Genomic DNA, 19,530 nt, shown 5'->3' on the forward strand with positions numbered 1-19,530 from the left:
CTTACCGGGTTCGCTGGCGATGTCCAGCTGATGCGAGCATCCCGCCGCCCCGGCCCGTCGCGCACCGCATGAACGTGTGATCCGTCGGCAGGGGGGTGTCGGGTCGGGTCGACCGTGCCAGGCTTTGGGGTATGGCAAGGACCACGACCGCATCCACGACGCTGTACGGACGTGATCCGGAGTTACATGTGCTGGGTGCGGCGCTGAGCTCGCTGCGCCGGGGTTCGGGTGTGGTCGTCGTGATCGAGGGCAGCCCGGGGATCGGGAAGAGCCGCCTCCTCGCCGAGACGGTACGGCTGGCGGGTCGCCTGTCGGCACGAGTAGGACTGGGCGAGGCCGACCCGTCGGAAGCCGTGGTCGAGCTGGCGCCGTTGCTGCGGGCGCTGTTCGACGGGTCCGCGCCGCTGCTCGACCGATCCGCGCTGCCGACCGCACGAAGCGGACCCGAACAGCGCTACTGGCTGGTCCAGGATCTGGAGTCGTTGCTGGAGGGCGCGGCAACGATACCGCTGGTGGTGTGTCTGGACGATCTGCAATGGGCAGACAGCGGCACGTTGGCGGCGTTGCGGACGCTCCCGGCCCGGCTGGCATCGGTACCGATCGCGTGGATCCTGGCGGCGCGTCTGATTCAGGCGGGCAGCGCGCTTGCCGATGTCGTCGACCGGCTCGCGTCGCAGGGGGCGCGGCGAATCACCCTCGAGCCGCTCACGGAACCCGCGGTCGCCGAGCTCGCCGCAGATGTCATGCAGGCCATCCCCGACCAGCCGCTGCTCGAACTGGCGGCGGACGCGGCCGGTAACCCGTTCTTCCTGGTCGAGCTGTTGCGCGGGTTGCGTGAGGAGCGGCTCGTGCGGATCGAGGACGGTATGGCGACGCTGGTGGAGGCGCGGCTGCCCAAGCGGGTTGCCATCGGCATGCGGCAGCGGCTGGCTCGCCTGTCGGAGTCCGCCCGCCAGCTCGCCGCCGCGGCCGCCTCGCTCGGTCGCGGCTTCACCGTCGCCGAGCTGGCGTCGATGCTGGGCGTTCCGGCGGCATCTCTGCTCACCCCGGTCGAGCAGCTGCTCGACGCCGGTGTGTTCGCCGAGCGCGCCGATCGGCTCGGCTTTCGCCACGACATCATCCGAGAGGCCGTGCGAGACAGCACAACAGTGTCCGCGCGCCGCGCCCTCGACCGGCAGGCCGTCGACGTGCTGCTTGCGGCCGGGGCGATCCCGGTCGAGGTCGCCGCGCAACTGGCCACCAGCGCCGAGCCCGGTGATGAGGTGGCGATCGGCCTGCTCGAGGACGCCGCCGGAACGCTCGGCCAGCGCGATCCAGCTGCGGCGGCCGAACTGACCTGCCGCGCACTCGCTTTGATTCCCGCCGGTCATGAAGCCGCGGGGCGGCTGGTCGCGACCACAACGATCTTGCTGCATGCCGCCGGTAAGACAGACGACGCCCAGACGTTCGCGCGCAAGCATCTGCGAGACGTCGTCCCGGCGGCGCAGGAGGCAGCGGTATTCCTCAGTCTGGCAAGCATGTTCGCCCTGTCACCGGACGTGCGGGCCGAGGCGGGGCAGCGGGCACTGGCGCTGCGCGACCTGTCCGACCGAGACCGCGCCAAACATCAAGCGCGGCTGGCTTACAACCTGATCCAAGCGGGGCGGCCGGATGAGGCGACCCAGCAGGTTCAGCAGTCTCGGGAGACGGTCGAACGCTCGGGAGATCTGGCGGCACGTTCGATCCTGCGGCTGGCCGAGGGGGCACTGCGCTATGTCGACGGACATTTCGAGGATGCGCTCGCCGCCCACGAGCAGGCGATGCGCGACGGGTTCGGCCCCGGTGAGGAAACCCGCGAGTGGGTCACGCGCCAGTGGCGCAGCGAGCTGCTCGCCGTGCTCGACCGCTTCGACGAGTCGCTCGAGCTGATCGCTACGGGCATCGCCGCAGCGAACCGGGAGCGGCAAGCGTTCGCCCTCGACTTCTTCGAAACCTGGCGTGGGCGGCAGCTGTTCCAGACAGGTCGCCTCGCCGATGCGGCGGCCGCGCTCGAGGGCCGCTTCGACGCGACCGGCGGAACACCGGTGGTCGGTGGACTGTATGCGGCCGGTGTCGTCGCCCTCGGGCGCGTCGCCATCCACACCGGTGACGAGCGGCAGCGGCGCGAAACGACAACGGTGGCGCGCCGAATGCTGACCGACGGCACGCCCGCCAACCGCGCGCACGGCGGTTGGCTGCTCGCGCTCGCAGCGATGGCCGACGGCAAACCGGCGGATGCCCGCGCCGCGCTCGACGCCGCGGGTTCGGCCGGGCGCATCACCCCGCTCTATCCGATCGACGTCACCGACGACCCGCAACTCGTCCGGATCGCCCTCGCCGCAGGCGATTCGCGGCTTGCCGCCGACACGGTCGCCGCGGCGGAACAGCGGGCGCGGCGAAACCCGGGAATCCGCTCGGTGCGCGCGGCCGCCGCGCACGCCCGCGGCCTGCTCAGCACCGATGTCGCGCTGCTCGAGGAAGCCTGTCAGCTCTTCGAGGCGGTGCCGCGACCGATGGCCCACGCATCGGCTCTCGAAGACCTTGGGGTCGCGCAATTGCGCACCGGCGCAACCGAATCGGGCCTGGATACCCTCGGCCGGGCGCTCGTCCGGTACTCCGATGCGGGCGCGATCTGGGACGCGGGGCGGGTACGCGGCCGACTGCGGGCCAACGGTGTGCGCCGACGGCTGGTGACCAACACTCGCCCGAACACCGGCTGGGCCTCGCTCACCGATTCCGAGCTGGCCGTGGTTCGCCTGATCAGCCAGGGGCTCACGAACCGCGAAACCGCTGAGCGACTGTTCATTTCACCCCACACAGTCAACAGTCACCTGCGCCACGCCTTCACCAAGCTGGAGGTCAACTCCCGCCTCGAACTCGCCCGTGTGGTCGCCGCGAACGCCGGGGAGAACTAGGTATCGCACGGCCGTGCGATGTCGCCCGGCCGCCGCGGGAGCAATGTCGTTGGCAGGTCATTCCGACCGCACACAGCGACAAGAAGGTCTCGACATGTCTGGATTAACAGGGAAGATCGCCGTCGTCACCGGTGGCACGAGTGGCATCGGCCTGGCCATCGCACAGCGGTTCGTGCACGAGGGCGCGCACGTTTTCGTCACCGGCCGAAGGCAATCCGAGCTGGACAAAGCGAAAGCGTTGATCGGCGACGGTGTCACACCCGTGCGAGGCGACGCCACCAGCACCGCCGACCTCGACAGCCTCTTCCAGCAGGTGCTCGCGGAGCAGGGCAGGCTGGACATCCTGGTCGCCAACTCCGGCCGCGTCGAGCCGGAGGAGTTCGGGAAGGTCACCGAGGACAACTTCGACAAGACCTTCGACCTCAACGCCCGGGCGGTGTTGTTCACCGCACAGAAGGCGCTGCCGCTGATGCGCGACGGCGGGTCGATCATCCTGATCGGGTCCATCGCAGGCATCAAGGGGCTGGACGGCTACAGCACCTACAGCGCCGCCAAGGCGGCGGTGCGCTCCTACGCCCGCACCTGGACCCAGGAATTCAAGGACCGCGGCATCCGGATCAACACACTCAGCCCCGGGCCGATCGACACTCCGATCATGGACAGCCAGGCCGACACCAAGGAAGGCGCCGACGCGATCCGGGCCGCCTTCGCCTCGGTCGTCCCGCTCGGGCGGATGGGACGACCCGAGGAAGTGGCCGCGGCCGCCTACTTCCTGGCCTCCGACGACAGCAGCTTCGTGACCGGCATCGATCTGGCCGTCGACGGCGGCATGGCCCAGATCTAGCCAATCCCCGGAAGGACTTCATCATGAGCAGTTCCGTGATCGGTCTGAGCATCGACTGCGCCGACGCCGCCGAACTGGCGCAGTTCTGGGCCGACGTACTCGGACGGCAGGTGAGGGCCCAGCCCACCGCCGAGTTCGCCGCGATCGACGTGGGCGAGGCCACCCAGGGTCCACCACTGGCCTTCCATCAGGTCCCCGAGGCGAAAACGGTCAAGAACCGGCTGCACCTGGACCTGATCAGCAGCGACTTCGCCGCGGAAACCGAGCGGCTGCTGTCCCTGGGCGCCAGCCGAGTAGCCGACGTCCACCGGGGCGATACGCGGTGGACCACCTTCCGCGACCCCGAGGGCAACGAATTCGACCTGGTCGCCGGATGAGCCGCCGCGAGCCCGACCTCGCCGCAGGGCAATACCTGCCGAGCCCGAGCGAACGCGTACGAGAACAGGTGGCCCGCTACGAGGCCACCAACGGGCGAGAAGGCGGCACCCTGGAAGGGCGCCCGGTCGTCATCCTCACCATGACCGGCGCCACCAGCGGCAAGATCCGCAAGACCCCGGTGATGCGGATCGAGCGAGACGGCACCTACCTCGCCGTCGCCTCCGCGGCTGGCGCGCCGAGCCATCCCGCCTGGTACCGCAATCTGATCGCCCACCCCGATCTGCGCCTGCAGGACGGGGCCGAAGTGCACCGCCTGCGCGCTCGCGAGGTATTCGGCGACGAGAAGGCGGAGGCTTGGAAACTGGCTGAATCGCGGTGGCCCCATTTTCCGGAGTACCGGACCAGGGCGGGACGAGAGATCCCCATCCTGTTCCTCGAGCCCGTCCCGTCGAGTGACCAGTGAATCCGATCATGAGCGTCGCCGTCGACGGCGGCCCTCTGGCTGCGTCGGGAGGGAATGTACGAAGTCCGTCACGTCGTTACTGCTCAGGCAGAGCCGCTCACCGTCGCATGTCCGACCGTCAACGATGAAGGAGCACACCATGAACCGCCAACCCAAGGTCCCCGGCGTCGATCACCCGATCACCATCGAACCCAGCGAGGTACACGTCGTCGTCCGCTCCGGCGGACAGGTCGTCGCCGACACCACGAAGGCACTGATCCTGCGAGAGTCCACCTACCCGCCGGTCTACTACGTGCCACTCGGCGATGTCGACCCGACGCTGCTGCAGCCCAGCCCGACCATCACCTACTGCCCCTACAAAGGTGACGCGTCCTACTTCACAATCACCGGCCCCGACGGAGACATCGAGGACGCGGTGTGGACCTACACCGAGCCCTACCCCGCGGTGGCCGCGATCACCGGCCATGTCGCGTTCTACACCGATCGCGTACTCCTCACCGCCGACGACAGCTGATCAGGTTCGAGTAGCGGCGGCGTTGGGCCCCAAGGGTTTTGCCGCCGCGAAGGATCTCACCGACGGGTTGTTCACCGTCAACGAGGCCATCGCCCGCGCGAACGCTGCGACGTTGCTGTACGAATTCGCCTGCCTGAATGTCGTTATCCGGTATGCATATACTGCACAGTTCTGCCGCGCCGCTGGGTAGTCGAGCGGACCTATGCCTGGATCACCAAACATCGCCGCTGCGTCCGCGACTACGAAACCCGACCCGATCATCACGAAGCAATGGTCTACATCGCCATGATCGCCGTCATGTCACGCCGACTCGCCCGCACCCGACACGGTTCCCAGACGTTCACTCAGTGGTGTCCTGCTCAAGCGAGTTCTTCGGCGGCAACTGCGGTCGCTACATCGTCGAGTGAAAAGCATTGTGTCGGGCGAACTTTCCAGCGTTCTCGACTGTTGGCATTGTGGGGCGGGCCGAACCTGCCGAGCAGGCCGCGTCTACCCGGCCCGGGAAGGCGGGTAGACGAGGTCTCGCGGTGCTCAGATTTCCGGGGGCGCGGGCAGGTCTTTGATCATGTCGAATGCGACGAGCATGGCGACCGAGTCATGATAGGTGACTATCTCGGCGATCTTGCCGTCGCGGAAGCGCACGACATTCAGATAGTCGTTGCGGTACGGTCGACCGGTCGAGCGCACGACCATGTCGCCCTTGGTTTCGACCAGCCAGCCGTTCGGGTCCAGCATCGGCTCGGCGCTGACCACCCGCTGCTCGACCCGGTCGTATCGCTCAGCCGCGGCGGACATCTGGCGTACCTCCGCTTTTCCGGTGCCCTTGTTCGGGAAGCCGGGGGGCTGGTACGGGATACGCATCTCTACGTCATCGGTACACAGCTTCAGCATTCCGTCGAAATCCTTGGCGGAGCTGCGGGCGAAGTATTCATTGATGGTGGCGATCATCTTGGAGCGTTCATCGGTGAGGGTCGCGTCCTGGGTGACCATAGGTTTCTCCGTTTCGCTCAGTGATTCGATCTATGTCAGATACCAACTGAAACAATATGACCGACCGTACTTCTACGTATAGCACTGACTTCAGCAATCACTGAACTACCAGGAGTTCGCCCAAAACTCGAGCGTCACACGCCCACCATCACCGAGTTCTCAGACGCTCACTAATACATCGCGTAGCAACAGACTACGGCAACATACTTCCGCCAACCACGCGCTCTGTATCACGAAGCGGGCGTTCGCCTTTGAAATGTCAAGGCCGCAAGGCGCGGTAATACCGACAAAGTCGATGCACGATAAGTCCGACGAAACGAACTATGCTCGCACGCACCATGATTCACGCAAGTCACCCGTAACGGACATCTGCAATGGCCAAGAGCGAGCCCCACCACCAATGTTAGGTATCCGGTTACGTGATGTTCACCGAAGGAATTAGGTAGGCCCTCCTCGATGCCATGCATCAAGCCCAAGAATGCCGCCGGAGTCGACCTGATCGGACCTCAGCGAGCCGTCAGTGAGTCAAATCGTCCGCGGCGCGCTGAGCCATGTACGCCTGACCCGCCGCATTCGGGTGGACCGACAGTGAGGGCGACGTGGGCACCGGGGTTTCCACCCAGCGCTGACCCGGTGCCTGACAGGCATCGTGTCCGGATTGGGTGGCGGGGTCGACGAACCGCGCGTCGTGTGCCGCCGCGGTATCGGCCAGCATGCCGTTGAGCCTCGCCGTGACCTCGGCAAGGAACGGAACATCGCCGGAGGCGATCGGCATACTCGGCCAGCAGCCGCCGGTGGCGGGCACGATGGACAGATACCCGGTCATCACGACCGTGGCATGGGGAGCCCTGCGGTGGATTTCGTCGAGGACCGCGCCGACTCGCGGAGCGACATCGGCGAGGCGCCCGCCGACCTGATCGCCGCCGAGGGTCAGCAGGGCGCGGCAGGGCGCGCCGACGGGGGAGACGATGCCGAGTGCCCCACATCGGAAGGCGATATCGCCGAAGCCGAAGTCGTTGCCGCCGATGCTGATCGTCACCAGGTCGGTATCCGGGGTCACGGCGTCGAGCTGCGGTGGGTTCACTCCCGCCGGGGTCACCTGCGGGCGGGTCATATCAGCGGTGGTGGCACTGCCGCAGCTGACATCCACGAACTGGGCGACTCCGAGGGTTCGAGCGAGATCGCCGGGATAGTCGTCGCGGGCACGGGCACATCCGAGCGGGCCGTTCCCGAGATCGGTCAGGGTACCTGCCGCGGCATACGAATCGCCGAGGGCCACGTACCGTCCGACCGGGGAGGCGTTGGCGGCGGGTGAGGCCACGAAGGTGGCGACGGTCACAGAGAGGGGAACCAGAATGCTGAGAAGGCGGCGTCGGGCCTGCCCTCGGGTCGTACTCATCGAAAAGGCTCACTTCATGGGTCGTGCGGAGCACCGCCGAATATCTTTGCTGGGATGCTGCACTCCCGCCGGGACCGGTATGACCACAGGGGTCATAAGAGACTTCCGGTCTGTATATACCGTCAGAAACAGGCCTACGCTCTGACAATACCCAGTATTGCAGATCGTATGCCAAAAGATAGCCCGACGCCTGAACGGATCGGCGGTGTCCCATCGGACCCTCGACGATCGCGATCACGTCACCGTACAGCCGCCGACCTTCGGAGGCTTCTGGATAGGCGATGGCAAGTGCTCGGTGACAGCTCGCCGCGGACATCCGCTCCGCGTGCACGTCACGCCATAGGCACGACGCGGCTGTGTGTTGCATTGAGCGCAACACGGCTCACTCTCAGTCGGTTCGCCAGCCGAGGCGGTTCATGCGTTCGAAGTAGGCGTCGTCGGCGGCCTGGATTTCTTCCTCGGTCCTGGACTGCGGCGCGGGTTGGTGTTCGGGACTGGCGGATACGTCCCGGGCGGCGAGAAGTTGACCGCGGATGCGTGGGTCGGCCTTGCGAACGAGTCCTTCGACTTTCGTTTTCGCATCGGCGCGGGCTTTGCGGTGGCAGTCGAGGATCGCGCTGGTGAGCTGGGTAGGGGTCCATCGCATGGCGCCGGGTGCGATCTGCAGGGAGGTGATGTCGCCGCTGGCGTCGACTTCGACGAGGACACCGCGTATCTCACTAAGGCCGCGCACGGCCGATGCTGCTTGGGCCAGCTGCTGCCCGTTTCGGCGGATTTCGGCGACGTTGTGCCGCAACTGTTGTTCCCAGTCAGGCAGTCCGGTCACTTCCAGCCCAGCTTCTTGCGGATTTGCTTCATGATCTCCGGCACTGGTCGCTTCTCGTCCTCGCGGATCGGCTCTTGTCCGGTGTAGACGCGGTTGGCGCGAGCGAGTTTGGGGCCCAAGAGCCCGACGACCTCAGGTTCATCGAAGATGTTCTCGAGGAACCCGGTCGCGATGAGGTCGGCCACTGTGTTCTGCCCATCGCCCCAGGCATCCTCGAGGCGGGCGAAGAACGGTCGCAGGCGTCCTTGCGGGTCGTCGCTGGTTTGCGCGAGATGGGTTGCCCAACGGGCGATATCGGCCATGAGGACGGTCGGGAGCATCTCGTGGTTGTCTTCGATGTGCTCGGCGATGATCGGCCCGATCTCGGGTTCGAGATCGGCCAGACCATGGATGAACCGGGCCTGGTCGGGAACAAGGCTGCGCGACCAGGTGCCGATCATCTCCAAGATTTCCTTGCTGGTCTCGTCCGTTCCATCGCTCACGGTGTCACCCTTTCTCAGCGTCCGGCCAAAGCATCCATCAGATTCTTCAGTTCTGCGATCGCGACAGCCCGGTCGGCCGGATCGGTATTGGCCCTGTTCATCAACCAGTTCGCCAGCGATCGCTGCGTCTCCATCGCTTTCACCAGATGCCAGTGATTCCCAGTCTGCTGCAACGTCTGCAGCTCGTTTCGGACCGCATCCGCAGTCGTCCCGTCACCGACTCGATCCTCGGAATTCGCGCCCTTGTACAGGTTGTTGATGAGATTCTGCAGCTTGGGGTCCTTGGCCGTCGGCTTGACCGGCGACGGCTTCTTCGGCAAACCGGGCCGCGGTGGCTCATCGCCGCCGGAGCGCACCAGCCGGGTCTTGGCCTTCTCCAACCAGGCGGCCAGCTTCTTGACCAGCTCACCGAGCTTGGTGGTGATGGTCTCGGTGATCCGGCCCGCGAGCCGAGCGACCTTGCCGGCGAGTTCGGTGATGAACCGCCCGATCCGCGCGGTGTACATGGCGATCCGCTCGGCCAACACCCCGTTGCCGAGCTCGGACAGCCCGCCGGTGAACGGCGCGAGGATGCCCATGCCCGCTTCCCACGCGGCGGATTCCTCACCCATCTTCCGCAGTTCCTCGAGCACGGAATGGTGGGCTTCGTCCAGGTACTGGGCGTATTCGCTGCAGCAGTCGCCGAGATCGCGGAACGCGGACTGGACATCGGAGAAGTTGCCCAGTGTCTCACTGGATTTGGCGACCGCGATCGGGATCTCCGGCGAGACTTGGTTTTCCAGCAGTCCCACCGCGTTCGGAATCGGGCTCGTCGCCTGGTCGAGGGCGGTCGCGGCGGCGTACCAGACATTGCGGGCCGCACGCAGTTTGTCTTGGTGGCCGTTCGGCCACAACAGGCCTGTAACCTGCTTGATCAACGGCCAGCCGGTGGGATCAGCACTGTCGCCACCGGCCGCCGACGGCACCGTGGTGGCCAGACACGGGTCGAACCCGACGGTCGGTGGCGAAGGCGGGGCAGTGGGCCCGTCGTAGTGAGCGTCTGCTTCGCCGGAGGCATGGTTGTAGGCGCCGACTGCCAGCAGGTCCCGGACGCGGGCACAGGTGGACACCAGCTTCGACGAGGCTTGCAGTGCCGAAGCGGCAGCGCTGTCGTAGGCGGCGGCCCATTGAGTGCCCACGCTGTCGCTGCCGCCCATCCCGCCATACGCGGCCAAGGTCGTCAGCAGCCCGGAATGCACATCGCTGGCGGTGTCGCGGGCGCCACCGAAACACTCACCGGCCGAATGGTATTCATCACCGCGGCACACAATGATGGGGAACGTCGGCGAACTCATGTGGGCCACATTCCGTGATTGGTGCGGCCGACCGCCTGATAGGTCGACCGCGCACGATCCAGCGCCTTGCGCAGCTCACCGAGCGCCGTGTTCATCTCCGCCGCACCGGCAGCCCACTCCGCAGATGCGGTCGTGTGCGCTTGGGCGGCCTCACCGACCCAGGTGATGTGCAGGCTGTCGATTCGTTTTCGGATCTCGGCCAGCCGGTCCTCGATCCGCTTCTCCAGATCGGCGGCCTTGTCGATCAGGGCCTGCATGCCATCCAGGTCGACGCGGTAGTTGCTGGTGTCCACCTACCCGACCCCCCGCCCGGCACCGCCGATCCCCTCGGCGCAACCGCGGTCGGTGCTCACAGCCGCGTTCGCAGTGTGATGCAGAGCGGTAGCGTCGTGTTCCAGCCCGGCGATGACCTGGCGGGCGCCCTGTTCCCATTCGGTCCACGCCTCGTGGTGAGTCCCGGCGGCGCTGCCCTGCCAATCGCCGCCGATGAACGCATGGACCTCACGCATCAGCCTGTCCAGCTCGTCGGTGAACTCCCCTGCCGAGGTCTCCAGCCACCCCGCCGTGGCGTGTACCTCGGCCGGATCCATTTCCACCCGGTCCGCCATCTCGCCCCCTCGACTCTCATGCCCGACCGATCGCCCCTCGCACTATATGACGCACCCGATACCGCGGTGGTTCCATCTCGAAGCACGAGAGGACACACACCAGCTCCCGCAACTGCTTGTCGAACGGTTTTATCTCGCGGTCGATGGTCTCGAGTTCCTCGATCAGCTCGATGATCACCTGGCAACGCACACCAGAGTGGCCCGATCCCGAGCGGTGACCGTCGTGACCAGCTCGCGAGCCTGGCGCGCCGACAGATACTTCTTCGCGCCCGCGGGCACCACATCCAGCAGCAACCGATGCATCCGGTTGATCGTCTGGGTGCGGGCTCGACCCAACTCGTCACGCCGGTCGACCAGCAGCCCGAGCGCGACCAGATCCGGATCCGCGTGCACCCGACACAGATTCGGTGCCCGCAACGCCACCAACGCCACCGAGTGCGCATCCACCTGGTCGGTCTTGCGGCCGTTGCCGGTGGCGAACACCCGCACCTGCGCCGACAGCTTCGCGGGCACGCCGATCACCGTCTCGCCGTCGTGGATCAGCCGATGTGCCAGGTGCCGACCGATGTCGTTTGCAGCCCTCGATCGCCCACACTCGGTCCGGGAAACGCTGTGCCGCAATGAGCTGCGTCGGTGCCGTAGCGACCGGTGGCCAGAATCGTCGCGTCGGCGTCGATCACTTCGATGGTGGCCGAGCGTTTGTGGGGGTCGGTTCCGATGACGACCGGCATCGGCGTCCTTCCACATCGACGGAACGAGGTATCCGTGCGGGAGGCACCGCTACTTCGAGCCCCGGGGCACGCCACCCCGCACGGCACCCGGTGGGACACAAGCCATTAGCGAGCCACACCTAGCAAGACCGGGGGCAGCCGATTTGAGAGCCTCCCGCCGGGCACCTGTACCCGATCCTGGCCGGAAACGAGCCCTGACACCAGTCTCTAGGAAGCCGATTCGTGTTCACCAGTCGACGGTCGTGTCAGTAGCTGTCCCCGCCAACGAATTGACGGCTCGGGGACATGCTCCGCAACACGAAACGAGGTTCATCGAAACCGAGTAAGAACAACTCGCACAGAGTCTTGCCTGATGCCTTTCTTTGATCTCAATCCTTTATATCGGTACCGATTTCAGCAAGGGTTGACGCAGGCAGTCGGACTTCAACGGAGCTGGTCGGATTAAGCGAGATCGCCACATTTTCCGGCATACGCGAGATCAGTCGAGAGAAGGGCATGAGTACCACGGGTACATTCTCAGTTGAAATCTTGCCGGGACTCGAAAAGATGGCTACAAAGTCTCCCGTCAAGTCCGTGTAGATCATAATATCTTCATTCGCATTGGCTACGACATATACATTGGCCACCATCAAAGCCGCGTTCAAATCAGCTTCCGACCCGTACCCAGTCGCTGCAAGTTGCGCAGCTGCCTCGACCTTGTTCTCGGGCGGTGGCAATTGCAGCCTCGCAGGCGATGGGCGATATTTCGCATTCTTTTGAAACTCTGTGAGTTCACCACGTTCGTCGACCTTCCATCCCCCTTCCACCCCATGAGGAGGAACCGCGCCATCTCTGTCGAAGAATGGATCGATCACATATACCCAACCGCCAGGATTTCGAGCGGCCTCGCGTCGCAGTTCGTCGGTGATCGGCGGAAGCGGGATCTCGTAATTATTCACGCCACGCCTTCCTGTAGCTAGCGATTGTTTCCTCTTGCTCGGTTGGAGTGCCGAGCATGTTGAAGTCGTTCGGATGCACATCGTCAAAGGTACCAACGTTAACCGGTCGGCCCTGTGGCCGGTGCCGCAGCGATCTCATTCCACCGCCCATTTCGGAGGACATCCTGCTCGGATACACATCTATTCTGGCACCCTCAACTGCTGGCAAGACTCCGATATCCGCCAGCTTTATACGCACCAACTTGAGCGCAGAAAATGCGCTCCATGCCGTGGCTTTTACTTCGATGTCCGCGTATCGCACAGCTACCGAATAATCGCCGTCCGAGAATTCGCAGACCAATCTTCCACTCGCAATAGAGCTCGGAGTCAGAAGGGAGATCTCTTTGTCGCACACAGTCTCAACGACAGCCATGCTATCGCCAACTTCGATAGTTCGGATTCAGAATCATTTCACCGAGCTCACCTGTTGCATAATTATACGGCCGAACCCCCACAATAAACTCATTTCGAATACCTCCCGGGAAAGCGATCTCCTGCTCGTAACTCATCTCATGGGGTCCTAGCGTTTCATTGATATCTATACCACCTGGCACGTCGATCTCGTAAGTGTACTTCCCGCCCATCTCCTCGCTGATATCCAGCCGCCTGGATGTGCTGACGAAGGCAGAGGGCTGATCCTCCGCAACATAGTCCCGCAGCCTGGTGTTAGTGATGTCCCGCGGGCTGAACCCGCTGTCGAAGATCATGTCAGGCGGACGATTATCACTGCGGAATACAGGCTCTGTATCCGCTCTCCAGGAGGGCTTGACTCCGAGGTCACCGAGATCGACACCGCGATCAACAGCCGCCTCCAACGGATCGCGTCCGACAGAGCCGTGGTTGAGACCGTTGCCGCGCGGATCGCCCTCAGGCTTTCCGTCTCTAACTCGAGGAGCCCATGGCTCGGAGGGCCGTCCTGAGCCTGGGGGCGCCGCCGGTTTGACGGGCGAACCTGCCCCGGGTTTGCTGGCCGCGCTCGAAGCTGAACCAAGATCGGAGGGGTTACCGAAGCCACTAGCCAGTGGTGTCTCCAGTTCCCCGGTTGTTTCGATCACGGCTTGTGATCCGCCATTCTCGACGGCGGTGCCGCTCCCCAACCTAGGTTCGGCAGGAGTGTCTCTCGTACCCGTGCCGCTAGGCACCTGCGGTTCATGAGGGGTTGTAGGTGGCTGCTCGGCGGGCCGCTCGACCTGGCCAGTCCGTCCCGTGTTGACACTTGACTCAGGGATAGTGGTGTCGGTTGGCAGGGGTGACTCGCTGCGGGCATTGACATGGGTCTCAGGTGTGTTGCGTGGTGCAACGCGGCCTGTGCTGGCGTCGACAGCTTCTGTCGCGGTGCGGGTGGCGCCGCGGGTGATGGTGACGTAGCGACCGAGAGTGGTGAGTCCGCGGCCGACAACCCAGCCGACGCCCTCGCCAGCGGCGAGGAAAGCCAGATCGATGGCGACGCCTTTGAGTTCGTCGGAGACGCTGAGTGCCTTACCGGGGTCGGTGGCCCAGTGGGTTCCGGTGGTGTCTTCGACGAGCACGCCGCCACCGGCGACCTTGTAGAGCCGCTGCGCGGTGATACCGGGTGGGACGGGGATTTCGGCGATCTCGGCCCAGATGCTGGTGTCAGGTCGGCGAACGTAGCGTCGGGGGTCGTTGGTTCCCGATGCCGGGGAGTCGGGCAGTTCGATGTACTCGTAGGCACTGTCGCTGCCGGGCTTGTGGTCCTGGATAGCGGCGTGTTGGGCGGCGGGGTTGGGTGGGATGGTGACGGTGTGGTCGGTGTCCAGGTGCAACTGTGACCCGTTGACCATCACCAACGGTCGTCCACTGCGGTCGGTGACGGTACCGCCGGGGTGGCGATAGAACTCGAACTGCAAGCCGGGAGCGAACTTGTCGGTGACGTCGGCGACGATGTGCTCGACACCGTTGCGGTCGGTGACGGCGACCTGAACGATATTGCCGTCGCGATCTCTGATGACCTTGACCAAGTCGTCGGGTTTGCCCCCGAGGGTGGACAACATGGTGGATGCTCGCTGCGCGGCAACGATCGCGGGATCGGTGGCGAGGTCGCGACCGGTGGCACGAGCTACGGCGTAGGCGCGGGTGATGTCGTCGTAGGTAGTTTTGCGGGCCTCGTCGAAGGGAGATTTGGCGACGGTGTTGCCGTTGGACAGTTGCCAATTCGCCTGGACCCCAGAGTTGGTCCAGCTCAGGTGCTGCCCGTTGGACAGGGTCACGTCGTAGCCGGTCTGCCACCCGGTATCGGTGTGGCTGATGGTTTTGGTCAGTTCACCGCCTCCGGTGAGCGGGGTCGTGCCGTCCTCGCCGTGGCCGAGCGCCGTCGTGAGGTCGGCCAGCTCCTGGGGACCGACCACACCGGGCGGTCGCACACCGCTGGTCACCGTGTCGACCACGCGCTGAGCGGGATTCGACTGCGCCGGGTCTTCCACACCGGGCAACTGGTTGATGACGTTCCGGGCGGCGTTCTCACCGTTCTGCTGCTCGGGGACCTTGATGGTGCCGTCGGCGTTGTAGGTGATTTGCAGTATCGGATAGCTCTGCAGCAGAGCGGGATCGATCCGTGCGGGCGGGGACGACTCTGCCACGGGTTGCTGCGGCGGAGCCGACGTCTCCGGCGTCGACTTCGACGATTGTGCCTGGGCGAGCAACCACCCGAGCGATCCTTCGGCCGGCGGCCTGGGATCTGCCGGTCCACCGATACCGACGATCTGCGCGATCACGGGATTGCCGGTGTTCGGATTCGAGGTGCCGGGCTGGGACGTCTGGTCCGGTATACCGGTTGCTGGTTGTGGTGCAGGTTGCTCGGAAGCCGGTGTCTTGGCTGGAGTATCGGTGTTCGTGGTTGGAGTCGGCGCGGTCTGGGTAGGCGTACTCGACGACTGGGCAGGACTGTTCGATTGGGTAGACGGCGTCGATTGTTGCTGCGCGCGAGAGGCTTCGGCGTCGGCCCGGATCTGATTCCACCGTTCCTGCTGGGCCTCGCTGGGCGGTCCTCCAGGGTTCGGGCCCGGCCGCCACGCCACCGGCTGTAACCGCACCGGCCCCGCTGCGGCAATGTCGCGAGCCGCCGTCCGGTTCCCGGTTGTGGGAACCGGCTGCGACGAACCCGCCAATGGCGAGCCCTTGATCTCGTCGTTCTGCGGGACGGTGAAGAAGTTGTATGGCGCGGTATGGGTTTCGGTGGTCGCTGCGGCGGCCGTCATGTCCTGGGTGGACCAGGTCCGGTCCAACCGCCGCGCCGCACCCGCAGCGGTCATGCCGCTGAAGGTGTACACACGCCCACCCCCGCCTTCAGCTGCTCCACTCCCGGACGTCTGATCCCGCACAGTGGGATGCCCAGGCGTCCACGGCGGAACCGGGTTTCGCTGCGACCTCTCCATATCCGACACAACACTCCTCAAGACACAACAAAACCCCGCCGTGTCGCGAAAATGCGGCGGGTCAATGGATTTCGATACGGAAGCGCTCAGCGGCCAACAACGGACGTCGAAAGATCTTCAACTCCGGCAACCGAATTGGATCCACAAGCCGCTACCGATCAGCGACTCGTGGCCGCGGCCCGGCGATCGGCGACTGGAATCGACTCCGCCCCTGGGCAGGTACGCACTGGCAGTGGACGTGTCGGATCAGCGATAGCCGCCAGAACGACAGCCGGGCTACCACGTTCAAGGATCGCCACTGGGAATGCATTGCAGGGCAGGACTTCTCGCAGGAATCATGCCGATGGCACACCTATAGCGCTCCGCCAAGCTTCACGTAAAGAGGTGGATTTGTCAACAGGCGGCGATATGCGCGTGCTGCTCGACCGGTTTAGGACCGGATGTCAGCGATACCATTGCCAGGCCGTACCCTACAGCATCGAATCGTGACACGGCGCTCGAAGGCGTTGAACACGCCTGGTAGAACGCTGTTTCCGAGGCACGGTGAGTACACGTCCCTCGATCGAACCGGCGCTGCACCGCAGTGGCCACGGTCGACTTGCCCGAACCCGAATTGCCGCGGATGACCACCAGCACCCCGGGATTCGTCATTCCGCCTCCACGTGGGATAGCGCGGCGTGCAGCTTGGTGAGGAATCGGCCGAGGTGGGGGTCGGATTCGGGGATGGCGTACGGGTCGATGTCCCACCATCGGCCTGCGTCGAATTCTGTTGGGGCTAGGTGGTATTCGCGTGATCGGCTGCCTCGTATGACGTACCAGAGCGAAACATCCTCATGTCCGGCGTCGCGTCCTACAGTGGTGGTCATGGTGACGAACAGCGGGCGGTCGCCGATCACACTGAAGTCGGCGACGATGTCGAGTTCTTCGGCCGCCTCACGTCGTGCCGTCTGCCGGGGGTGTTCGCCGGGTTCGACGTGGCCGCCCATCGGCAGGTGCAGGTTCGATTTGCGGTGCTGCCCGAGATAGATGCCACGTTGGCCGGGGTCGACGAGGACGACGTAGGAGGCCAGATGCCTTGCGGGCGTGGCGGGTTCGATCCGGCGGAAGATGTCGTCGGTCTGGCGAAGCCAGCTCATCGTTTGGTCGAGGTGCTGCCGCTCGAGCGAATCGAACGGGGTGATCCCGGCAAGGGTCCGGGCAACGACAGCGGTGGCGGGCTGCATGGTCGAGGACGATAAACCTAGGGACCGACAACTAACGCCCGATATTGCCGAGACGAGGACGTCACGGTACGTCAGTGGTGTCCGCGAAAAGCGATTGCGGGCGTGAGGTGCGGCAGTCGATGATTCCGGCGTGAGTGAGGAAGTCGTCGTCAGGCCCTTGACTGCTGGTGATGCCGAGCCGATTGCTGCGGCCTTCGCCGCGCTGGGCTGGACCACCAAGCCGGTCGAGCAGTACATCGGCTATCTGGCCGAGCAGGCGGCCGGCGCGCGGGTATGCGTGATCGCGGAGCGTGGCGGTGTATTCGCCGGGTATTGCACACTGCTGTGGATGTCTGCGTACGAACCCTTCCGCGCCAACGGGATTCCGGAGATTCAAGATCTCAACGTGCTGCCCTCGCATCGCAACCTCGGAATCGGCGGCATGCTTCTGGATGCGATCGAAGAGGAGGCGCGGAAACGAGGTGAGGTCGTCGGGATCGGGGTTGGCCTGTACGCGGATTACGGGCCCGCGCAGCGGCTCTACGTCCGGCGAGGCTATCTGCCCGATGGCTACGGGATCGTCTATGACAACCAGTCCGTCGAGTACGGTACGACGATCAAGTTGGACGATGCCGCCACCCTGATGCTCACGCGCGAATTCTCCATCTGAGGCATGACGCCTCCCGTCGCTCGAACATCCACTGGGCGCTCGATTACCGGATTCTCGCCGAGAATCCCTGCGACAATTGGTGGATCGACGCTCTTCGGCCCAACAGAGGTGTCTCATGACCAACAACCCCGCCGACGATCCCGCACCGACCGACGAATCCGGGCCCGCCACAGACGCTCCCGAACCTGAGGAACCGACCACCCCTGAGCGCACGGCACCACCACGGGTCGGCGCTGCTATTCCCGACAGCGTAGTTTTCGTGCAGCCGCCACCAGTCACCTAGGCGACACAACTGCCCAGCTCACGTTGTCAACGGCCGTGGCCCGGCGCTCCGGGCCCGGCCACGGCGTTCACTGTTCGATCCCCATCGCGACTCCGGTCTTGTGCCCCGCGGCACCCACTTGCGGCTTCGGCCGACGTCCTTCCCCCATTTTCTCGCAGGTGCCGTCGGGGATGACCGCAGCCGTGCGCGCGTTGGTGGGCCGTCCGCATTCACTTCGAATCGGTTGGGCGACACAGCTTCCCAACGCACGCATGCAGCCGCTGTTCTCGATACGGAACCCGGGCGGCAGCCGAAACTCGTTCCTCCACAAGGGTTCCTGTCGACTCACCGGGTGATCGCCCTCAGGGCTGCGACCAGCCGCCTCCCCATCCGCCCACCTTGGCGGAGTCGGCCGCGTACCGGGCGAAGTTCTCGCCGATACGGCGATGTCCGGCCGAATCCGGGTGCAGCGCATCGGGTAACGGCAGTTCGGCGGCGTCGGACTCGCCGTAGAGTTCGCGGCCGTCGAGGTAGTGCAGGTTCTCATCCGCAACGGCGCGCTGGGCAACCAAGCGGGACAGCTCATCGCGAATGATGCTGAGCGTCAAGCGACCCGACGCGGTGTCCACCGGATCGCCCAGGGCGCGGAAGCTCAATCGACCGGCGCTGAAGTCGGGGGCGATGGGGCCGGGGGTGTGTTCCTGCATGGGGCACAGCAGCGGGGAGACGACCAATAGCGGTGTGTCCGCATGGCCCTCGCGGATGGTGTCGAGGAAGCCGTGCATCGCGGGGACGAAACCTCGGCGGCGCATCACGTCGGTGTTCGTCAGGTTGATACCGATCTTGATGCTGAGCAGGTCGGCGGGTGTGTCGCGCAGGGCGCGCGCGACGAACGGGTCCAGGACCGCATTGCCGCGCAGGCTCAGGTTCACCAGATCCACCCCGCCCAGCGCTGCGGCCACCGCGGGCCAGGTTCCGGTCGGGCGGTCGGCATCGGCGCCGTGGCTGATCGAACTGCCGTGATGCAGCCACACCGGGCGCATTCGCTGCGGGAGTGGCGTCACCGGCGCGTCGGTGCGCAGGGCGATCAGTTCGGCGATCTCGGTGTGCGGCAACCAGATCTCGACATCCTTGTCCTCACCGGACAGGTCCGCGAATCGCACGCTGCCGGTCGGTCCGGGCTCGCCGCGCTCGTCCAGGGTGCGCACCTGTCCGCCGTTGGATTCGGCGTGATCCACGAGTCGCCCGTTCACGCACAGGTCGTAGCGCCCGGCGGGCGGCGTCGCGCCCGGCCAGGTGATCCGCGTCGGGCGGACATCCAATTCGATTGCGCGGGAACGGGTTCGGAAGGCCACGCGCACGCCCGCCGGTTGCGCCTCGACCATGGCCAGGTAGTCGTCCGGGAACTGGCGATGCGCCCAGGCGGGCAGCCTGTGCGGCACCACGCCCACGGTGGTGCCCTCCAGATAGAGGGCTCCGCGCACGATCGCGGCGGTAATCGGGGTGCTGATCCAATCGTTCACGA

At 65.2% G+C, this 19,530-nt stretch carries 21 protein-coding genes and 1 pseudogene; 8 read left to right on the forward strand and 14 right to left on the reverse strand.

Translation table 11 applies throughout. The annotated features are described in order from the left end of the window. The first annotated feature begins 131 nt into the window (after positions 1-131). The 6 genes and pseudogenes from ACIA76_RS02590 to ACIA76_RS02615 all read left to right on the forward strand — a co-directional run. On the forward strand, positions 132-2,933 hold the full coding sequence (locus ACIA76_RS02590) for an AAA family ATPase (protein WP_397147567.1): 2,802 nt from the start codon (positions 132-134) through the stop codon (positions 2,931-2,933). A 94-nt stretch (positions 2,934-3,027) separates the two neighbouring features. Continuing rightward, positions 3,028-3,777 (forward strand): SDR family NAD(P)-dependent oxidoreductase, encoded by a 750-nt coding sequence (locus ACIA76_RS02595; protein ID WP_397147569.1) that lies wholly within the window; start codon positions 3,028-3,030, stop codon positions 3,775-3,777. A gap of 23 nt (positions 3,778-3,800) precedes the next feature. Continuing rightward, positions 3,801-4,154 (forward strand): VOC family protein, encoded by a 354-nt coding sequence (locus ACIA76_RS02600; RefSeq protein WP_397147571.1) that lies wholly within the window; start codon positions 3,801-3,803, stop codon positions 4,152-4,154. After that, complete coding sequence (locus tag ACIA76_RS02605; protein ID WP_397147573.1) at positions 4,151-4,618, forward strand: nitroreductase family deazaflavin-dependent oxidoreductase; 468 nt, start codon at positions 4,151-4,153, stop codon at positions 4,616-4,618. Before ACIA76_RS02600 ends, ACIA76_RS02605 begins: the two co-directional genes overlap by 4 nt. Positions 4,619-4,757: 139 nt before the next feature. Further along, positions 4,758-5,132: a DUF427 domain-containing protein gene (locus tag ACIA76_RS02610; RefSeq protein WP_397147575.1), complete on the forward strand. Its 375-nt coding sequence runs from the start codon at positions 4,758-4,760 to the stop codon at positions 5,130-5,132. Between the two features lie 168 nt (positions 5,133-5,300). Beyond that, positions 5,301-5,447 (forward strand): annotated as a pseudogene (locus ACIA76_RS02615) (IS5/IS1182 family transposase); the annotation flags it as partial. A 216-nt stretch (positions 5,448-5,663) separates the two neighbouring features. Here ACIA76_RS02615 and ACIA76_RS02620 read toward each other — a convergent pair. The 13 genes from ACIA76_RS02620 to ACIA76_RS02680 all read right to left on the reverse strand — a co-directional run bounded on the left by ACIA76_RS02620 (position 5,664) and on the right by ACIA76_RS02680 (position 17,094). Further along, positions 5,664-6,080, reverse strand: coding sequence for a nuclear transport factor 2 family protein (locus tag ACIA76_RS02620; protein ID WP_397147577.1), 417 nt, complete (start codon positions 6,078-6,080; stop codon positions 5,664-5,666). Between the two features lie 559 nt (positions 6,081-6,639). Continuing rightward, on the reverse strand, positions 6,640-7,461 hold the full coding sequence (locus ACIA76_RS02625) for an SGNH/GDSL hydrolase family protein (RefSeq protein WP_397147579.1): 822 nt from the start codon (positions 7,459-7,461) through the stop codon (positions 6,640-6,642). Between the two features lie 448 nt (positions 7,462-7,909). Beyond that, the gene (locus tag ACIA76_RS02630) at positions 7,910-8,347 is read right to left on the reverse strand and encodes a hypothetical protein (RefSeq protein WP_397147581.1); all 438 of its coding nucleotides are present in this window, start codon (positions 8,345-8,347) and stop codon (positions 7,910-7,912) included. Beyond that, complete coding sequence (locus tag ACIA76_RS02635) at positions 8,344-8,787, reverse strand: hypothetical protein (protein WP_397147583.1); 444 nt, start codon at positions 8,785-8,787, stop codon at positions 8,344-8,346. Before ACIA76_RS02635 ends, ACIA76_RS02630 begins: the two co-directional genes overlap by 4 nt. A gap of 56 nt (positions 8,788-8,843) precedes the next feature. Beyond that, positions 8,844-10,163 (reverse strand): hypothetical protein, encoded by a 1,320-nt coding sequence (locus tag ACIA76_RS02640; RefSeq protein ID WP_397147585.1) that lies wholly within the window; start codon positions 10,161-10,163, stop codon positions 8,844-8,846. Continuing rightward, complete coding sequence (locus ACIA76_RS02645) at positions 10,160-10,456, reverse strand: WXG100 family type VII secretion target (RefSeq protein WP_397147587.1); 297 nt, start codon at positions 10,454-10,456, stop codon at positions 10,160-10,162. The genes ACIA76_RS02640 and ACIA76_RS02645 overlap by 4 nt, the downstream gene beginning before the upstream one ends. After that, positions 10,457-10,771: a WXG100 family type VII secretion target gene (locus ACIA76_RS02650; protein ID WP_397147589.1), complete on the reverse strand. Its 315-nt coding sequence runs from the start codon at positions 10,769-10,771 to the stop codon at positions 10,457-10,459. Positions 10,772-10,945: 174 nt separating this feature from the next. Further along, positions 10,946-11,293 (reverse strand): transposase, encoded by a 348-nt coding sequence (locus ACIA76_RS02655; RefSeq protein WP_397147591.1) that lies wholly within the window; start codon positions 11,291-11,293, stop codon positions 10,946-10,948. Between the two features lie 17 nt (positions 11,294-11,310). After that, on the reverse strand, positions 11,311-11,502 hold the full coding sequence (locus ACIA76_RS02660) for a hypothetical protein (RefSeq protein WP_397147593.1): 192 nt from the start codon (positions 11,500-11,502) through the stop codon (positions 11,311-11,313). 368 nt (positions 11,503-11,870) lie between these two features. Next, positions 11,871-12,440, reverse strand: a complete 570-nt coding sequence (locus ACIA76_RS02665) for a type VII secretion system-associated protein (protein WP_397147595.1) — start codon at positions 12,438-12,440, stop codon at positions 11,871-11,873. Between the two features lie 413 nt (positions 12,441-12,853). Further along, entirely contained in the window at positions 12,854-15,766 is a 2,913-nt protein-coding gene (locus tag ACIA76_RS02670) for a hypothetical protein (protein ID WP_397147597.1), read from the reverse strand. A gap of 498 nt (positions 15,767-16,264) precedes the next feature. Next, the gene (locus ACIA76_RS02675) at positions 16,265-16,522 is read right to left on the reverse strand and encodes a hypothetical protein (RefSeq protein ID WP_397147599.1); all 258 of its coding nucleotides are present in this window, start codon (positions 16,520-16,522) and stop codon (positions 16,265-16,267) included. Then, positions 16,519-17,094 (reverse strand): NUDIX domain-containing protein, encoded by a 576-nt coding sequence (locus ACIA76_RS02680; protein ID WP_397147601.1) that lies wholly within the window; start codon positions 17,092-17,094, stop codon positions 16,519-16,521. The genes ACIA76_RS02675 and ACIA76_RS02680 overlap by 4 nt, the downstream gene beginning before the upstream one ends. 130 nt (positions 17,095-17,224) lie before the next feature. Here ACIA76_RS02680 and ACIA76_RS02685 point away from each other — a divergent pair, with 130 nt between their 5' ends. Together ACIA76_RS02685 and ACIA76_RS02690 are read left to right on the forward strand one after the other, a co-directional pair. Further along, the gene (locus tag ACIA76_RS02685; RefSeq protein ID WP_397147603.1) at positions 17,225-17,743 is read left to right on the forward strand and encodes a GNAT family N-acetyltransferase; all 519 of its coding nucleotides are present in this window, start codon (positions 17,225-17,227) and stop codon (positions 17,741-17,743) included. 115 nt (positions 17,744-17,858) lie between these two features. Continuing rightward, entirely contained in the window at positions 17,859-18,026 is a 168-nt protein-coding gene (locus tag ACIA76_RS02690) for a hypothetical protein (RefSeq protein WP_397147605.1), read from the forward strand. 341 nt (positions 18,027-18,367) lie between these two features. On the opposite strand, the gene ACIA76_RS02695 is transcribed toward ACIA76_RS02690, so the two are convergent. Further along, positions 18,368-19,528, reverse strand: a complete 1,161-nt coding sequence (locus ACIA76_RS02695; RefSeq protein ID WP_397147607.1) for a GDSL-type esterase/lipase family protein — start codon at positions 19,526-19,528, stop codon at positions 18,368-18,370. Positions 19,529-19,530: the final 2 nt, after the last annotated feature.

It is taken from the genome of Nocardia sp. NPDC051570, from assembly GCF_044454005.1.
Taxonomy (GTDB): Bacteria; Actinomycetota; Actinomycetes; order Mycobacteriales; family Mycobacteriaceae; genus Nocardia.

What these genes read in the sequence shown, in the direction of transcription:
- ACIA76_RS02605 (WP_397147573.1), top strand. Translation starts at nt 4,151, where the DNA reads ATGAGCCGCCGCGAGCCCGACCTCGCCGCAGGGCAATACCTGCCGAGC.
- ACIA76_RS02620 (WP_397147577.1), bottom strand. Translation starts at nt 6,080, where the DNA reads ATGATCGCCACCATCAATGAATACTTCGCCCGCAGCTCCGCCAAGGAT.
- ACIA76_RS02640 (WP_397147585.1), bottom strand. Translation starts at nt 10,163, where the DNA reads ATGAGTTCGCCGACGTTCCCCATCATTGTGTGCCGCGGTGATGAATAC.
- ACIA76_RS02675 (WP_397147599.1), bottom strand. Translation starts at nt 16,522, where the DNA reads ATGACGAATCCCGGGGTGCTGGTGGTCATCCGCGGCAATTCGGGTTCG.
- ACIA76_RS02595 (WP_397147569.1), top strand. Translation starts at nt 3,028, where the DNA reads ATGTCTGGATTAACAGGGAAGATCGCCGTCGTCACCGGTGGCACGAGT.
- ACIA76_RS02680 (WP_397147601.1), bottom strand. Translation starts at nt 17,094, where the DNA reads ATGCAGCCCGCCACCGCTGTCGTTGCCCGGACCCTTGCCGGGATCACC.
- ACIA76_RS02600 (WP_397147571.1), top strand. Translation starts at nt 3,801, where the DNA reads ATGAGCAGTTCCGTGATCGGTCTGAGCATCGACTGCGCCGACGCCGCC.
- ACIA76_RS02610 (WP_397147575.1), top strand. Translation starts at nt 4,758, where the DNA reads ATGAACCGCCAACCCAAGGTCCCCGGCGTCGATCACCCGATCACCATC.
- ACIA76_RS02660 (WP_397147593.1), bottom strand. Translation starts at nt 11,502, where the DNA reads ATGCCGGTCGTCATCGGAACCGACCCCCACAAACGCTCGGCCACCATC.
- ACIA76_RS02635 (WP_397147583.1), bottom strand. Translation starts at nt 8,787, where the DNA reads ATGATCGGCACCTGGTCGCGCAGCCTTGTTCCCGACCAGGCCCGGTTC.
- ACIA76_RS02690 (WP_397147605.1), top strand. Translation starts at nt 17,859, where the DNA reads ATGACCAACAACCCCGCCGACGATCCCGCACCGACCGACGAATCCGGG.
- ACIA76_RS02590 (WP_397147567.1), top strand. Translation starts at nt 132, where the DNA reads ATGGCAAGGACCACGACCGCATCCACGACGCTGTACGGACGTGATCCG.
- ACIA76_RS02650 (WP_397147589.1), bottom strand. Translation starts at nt 10,771, where the DNA reads ATGGCGGACCGGGTGGAAATGGATCCGGCCGAGGTACACGCCACGGCG.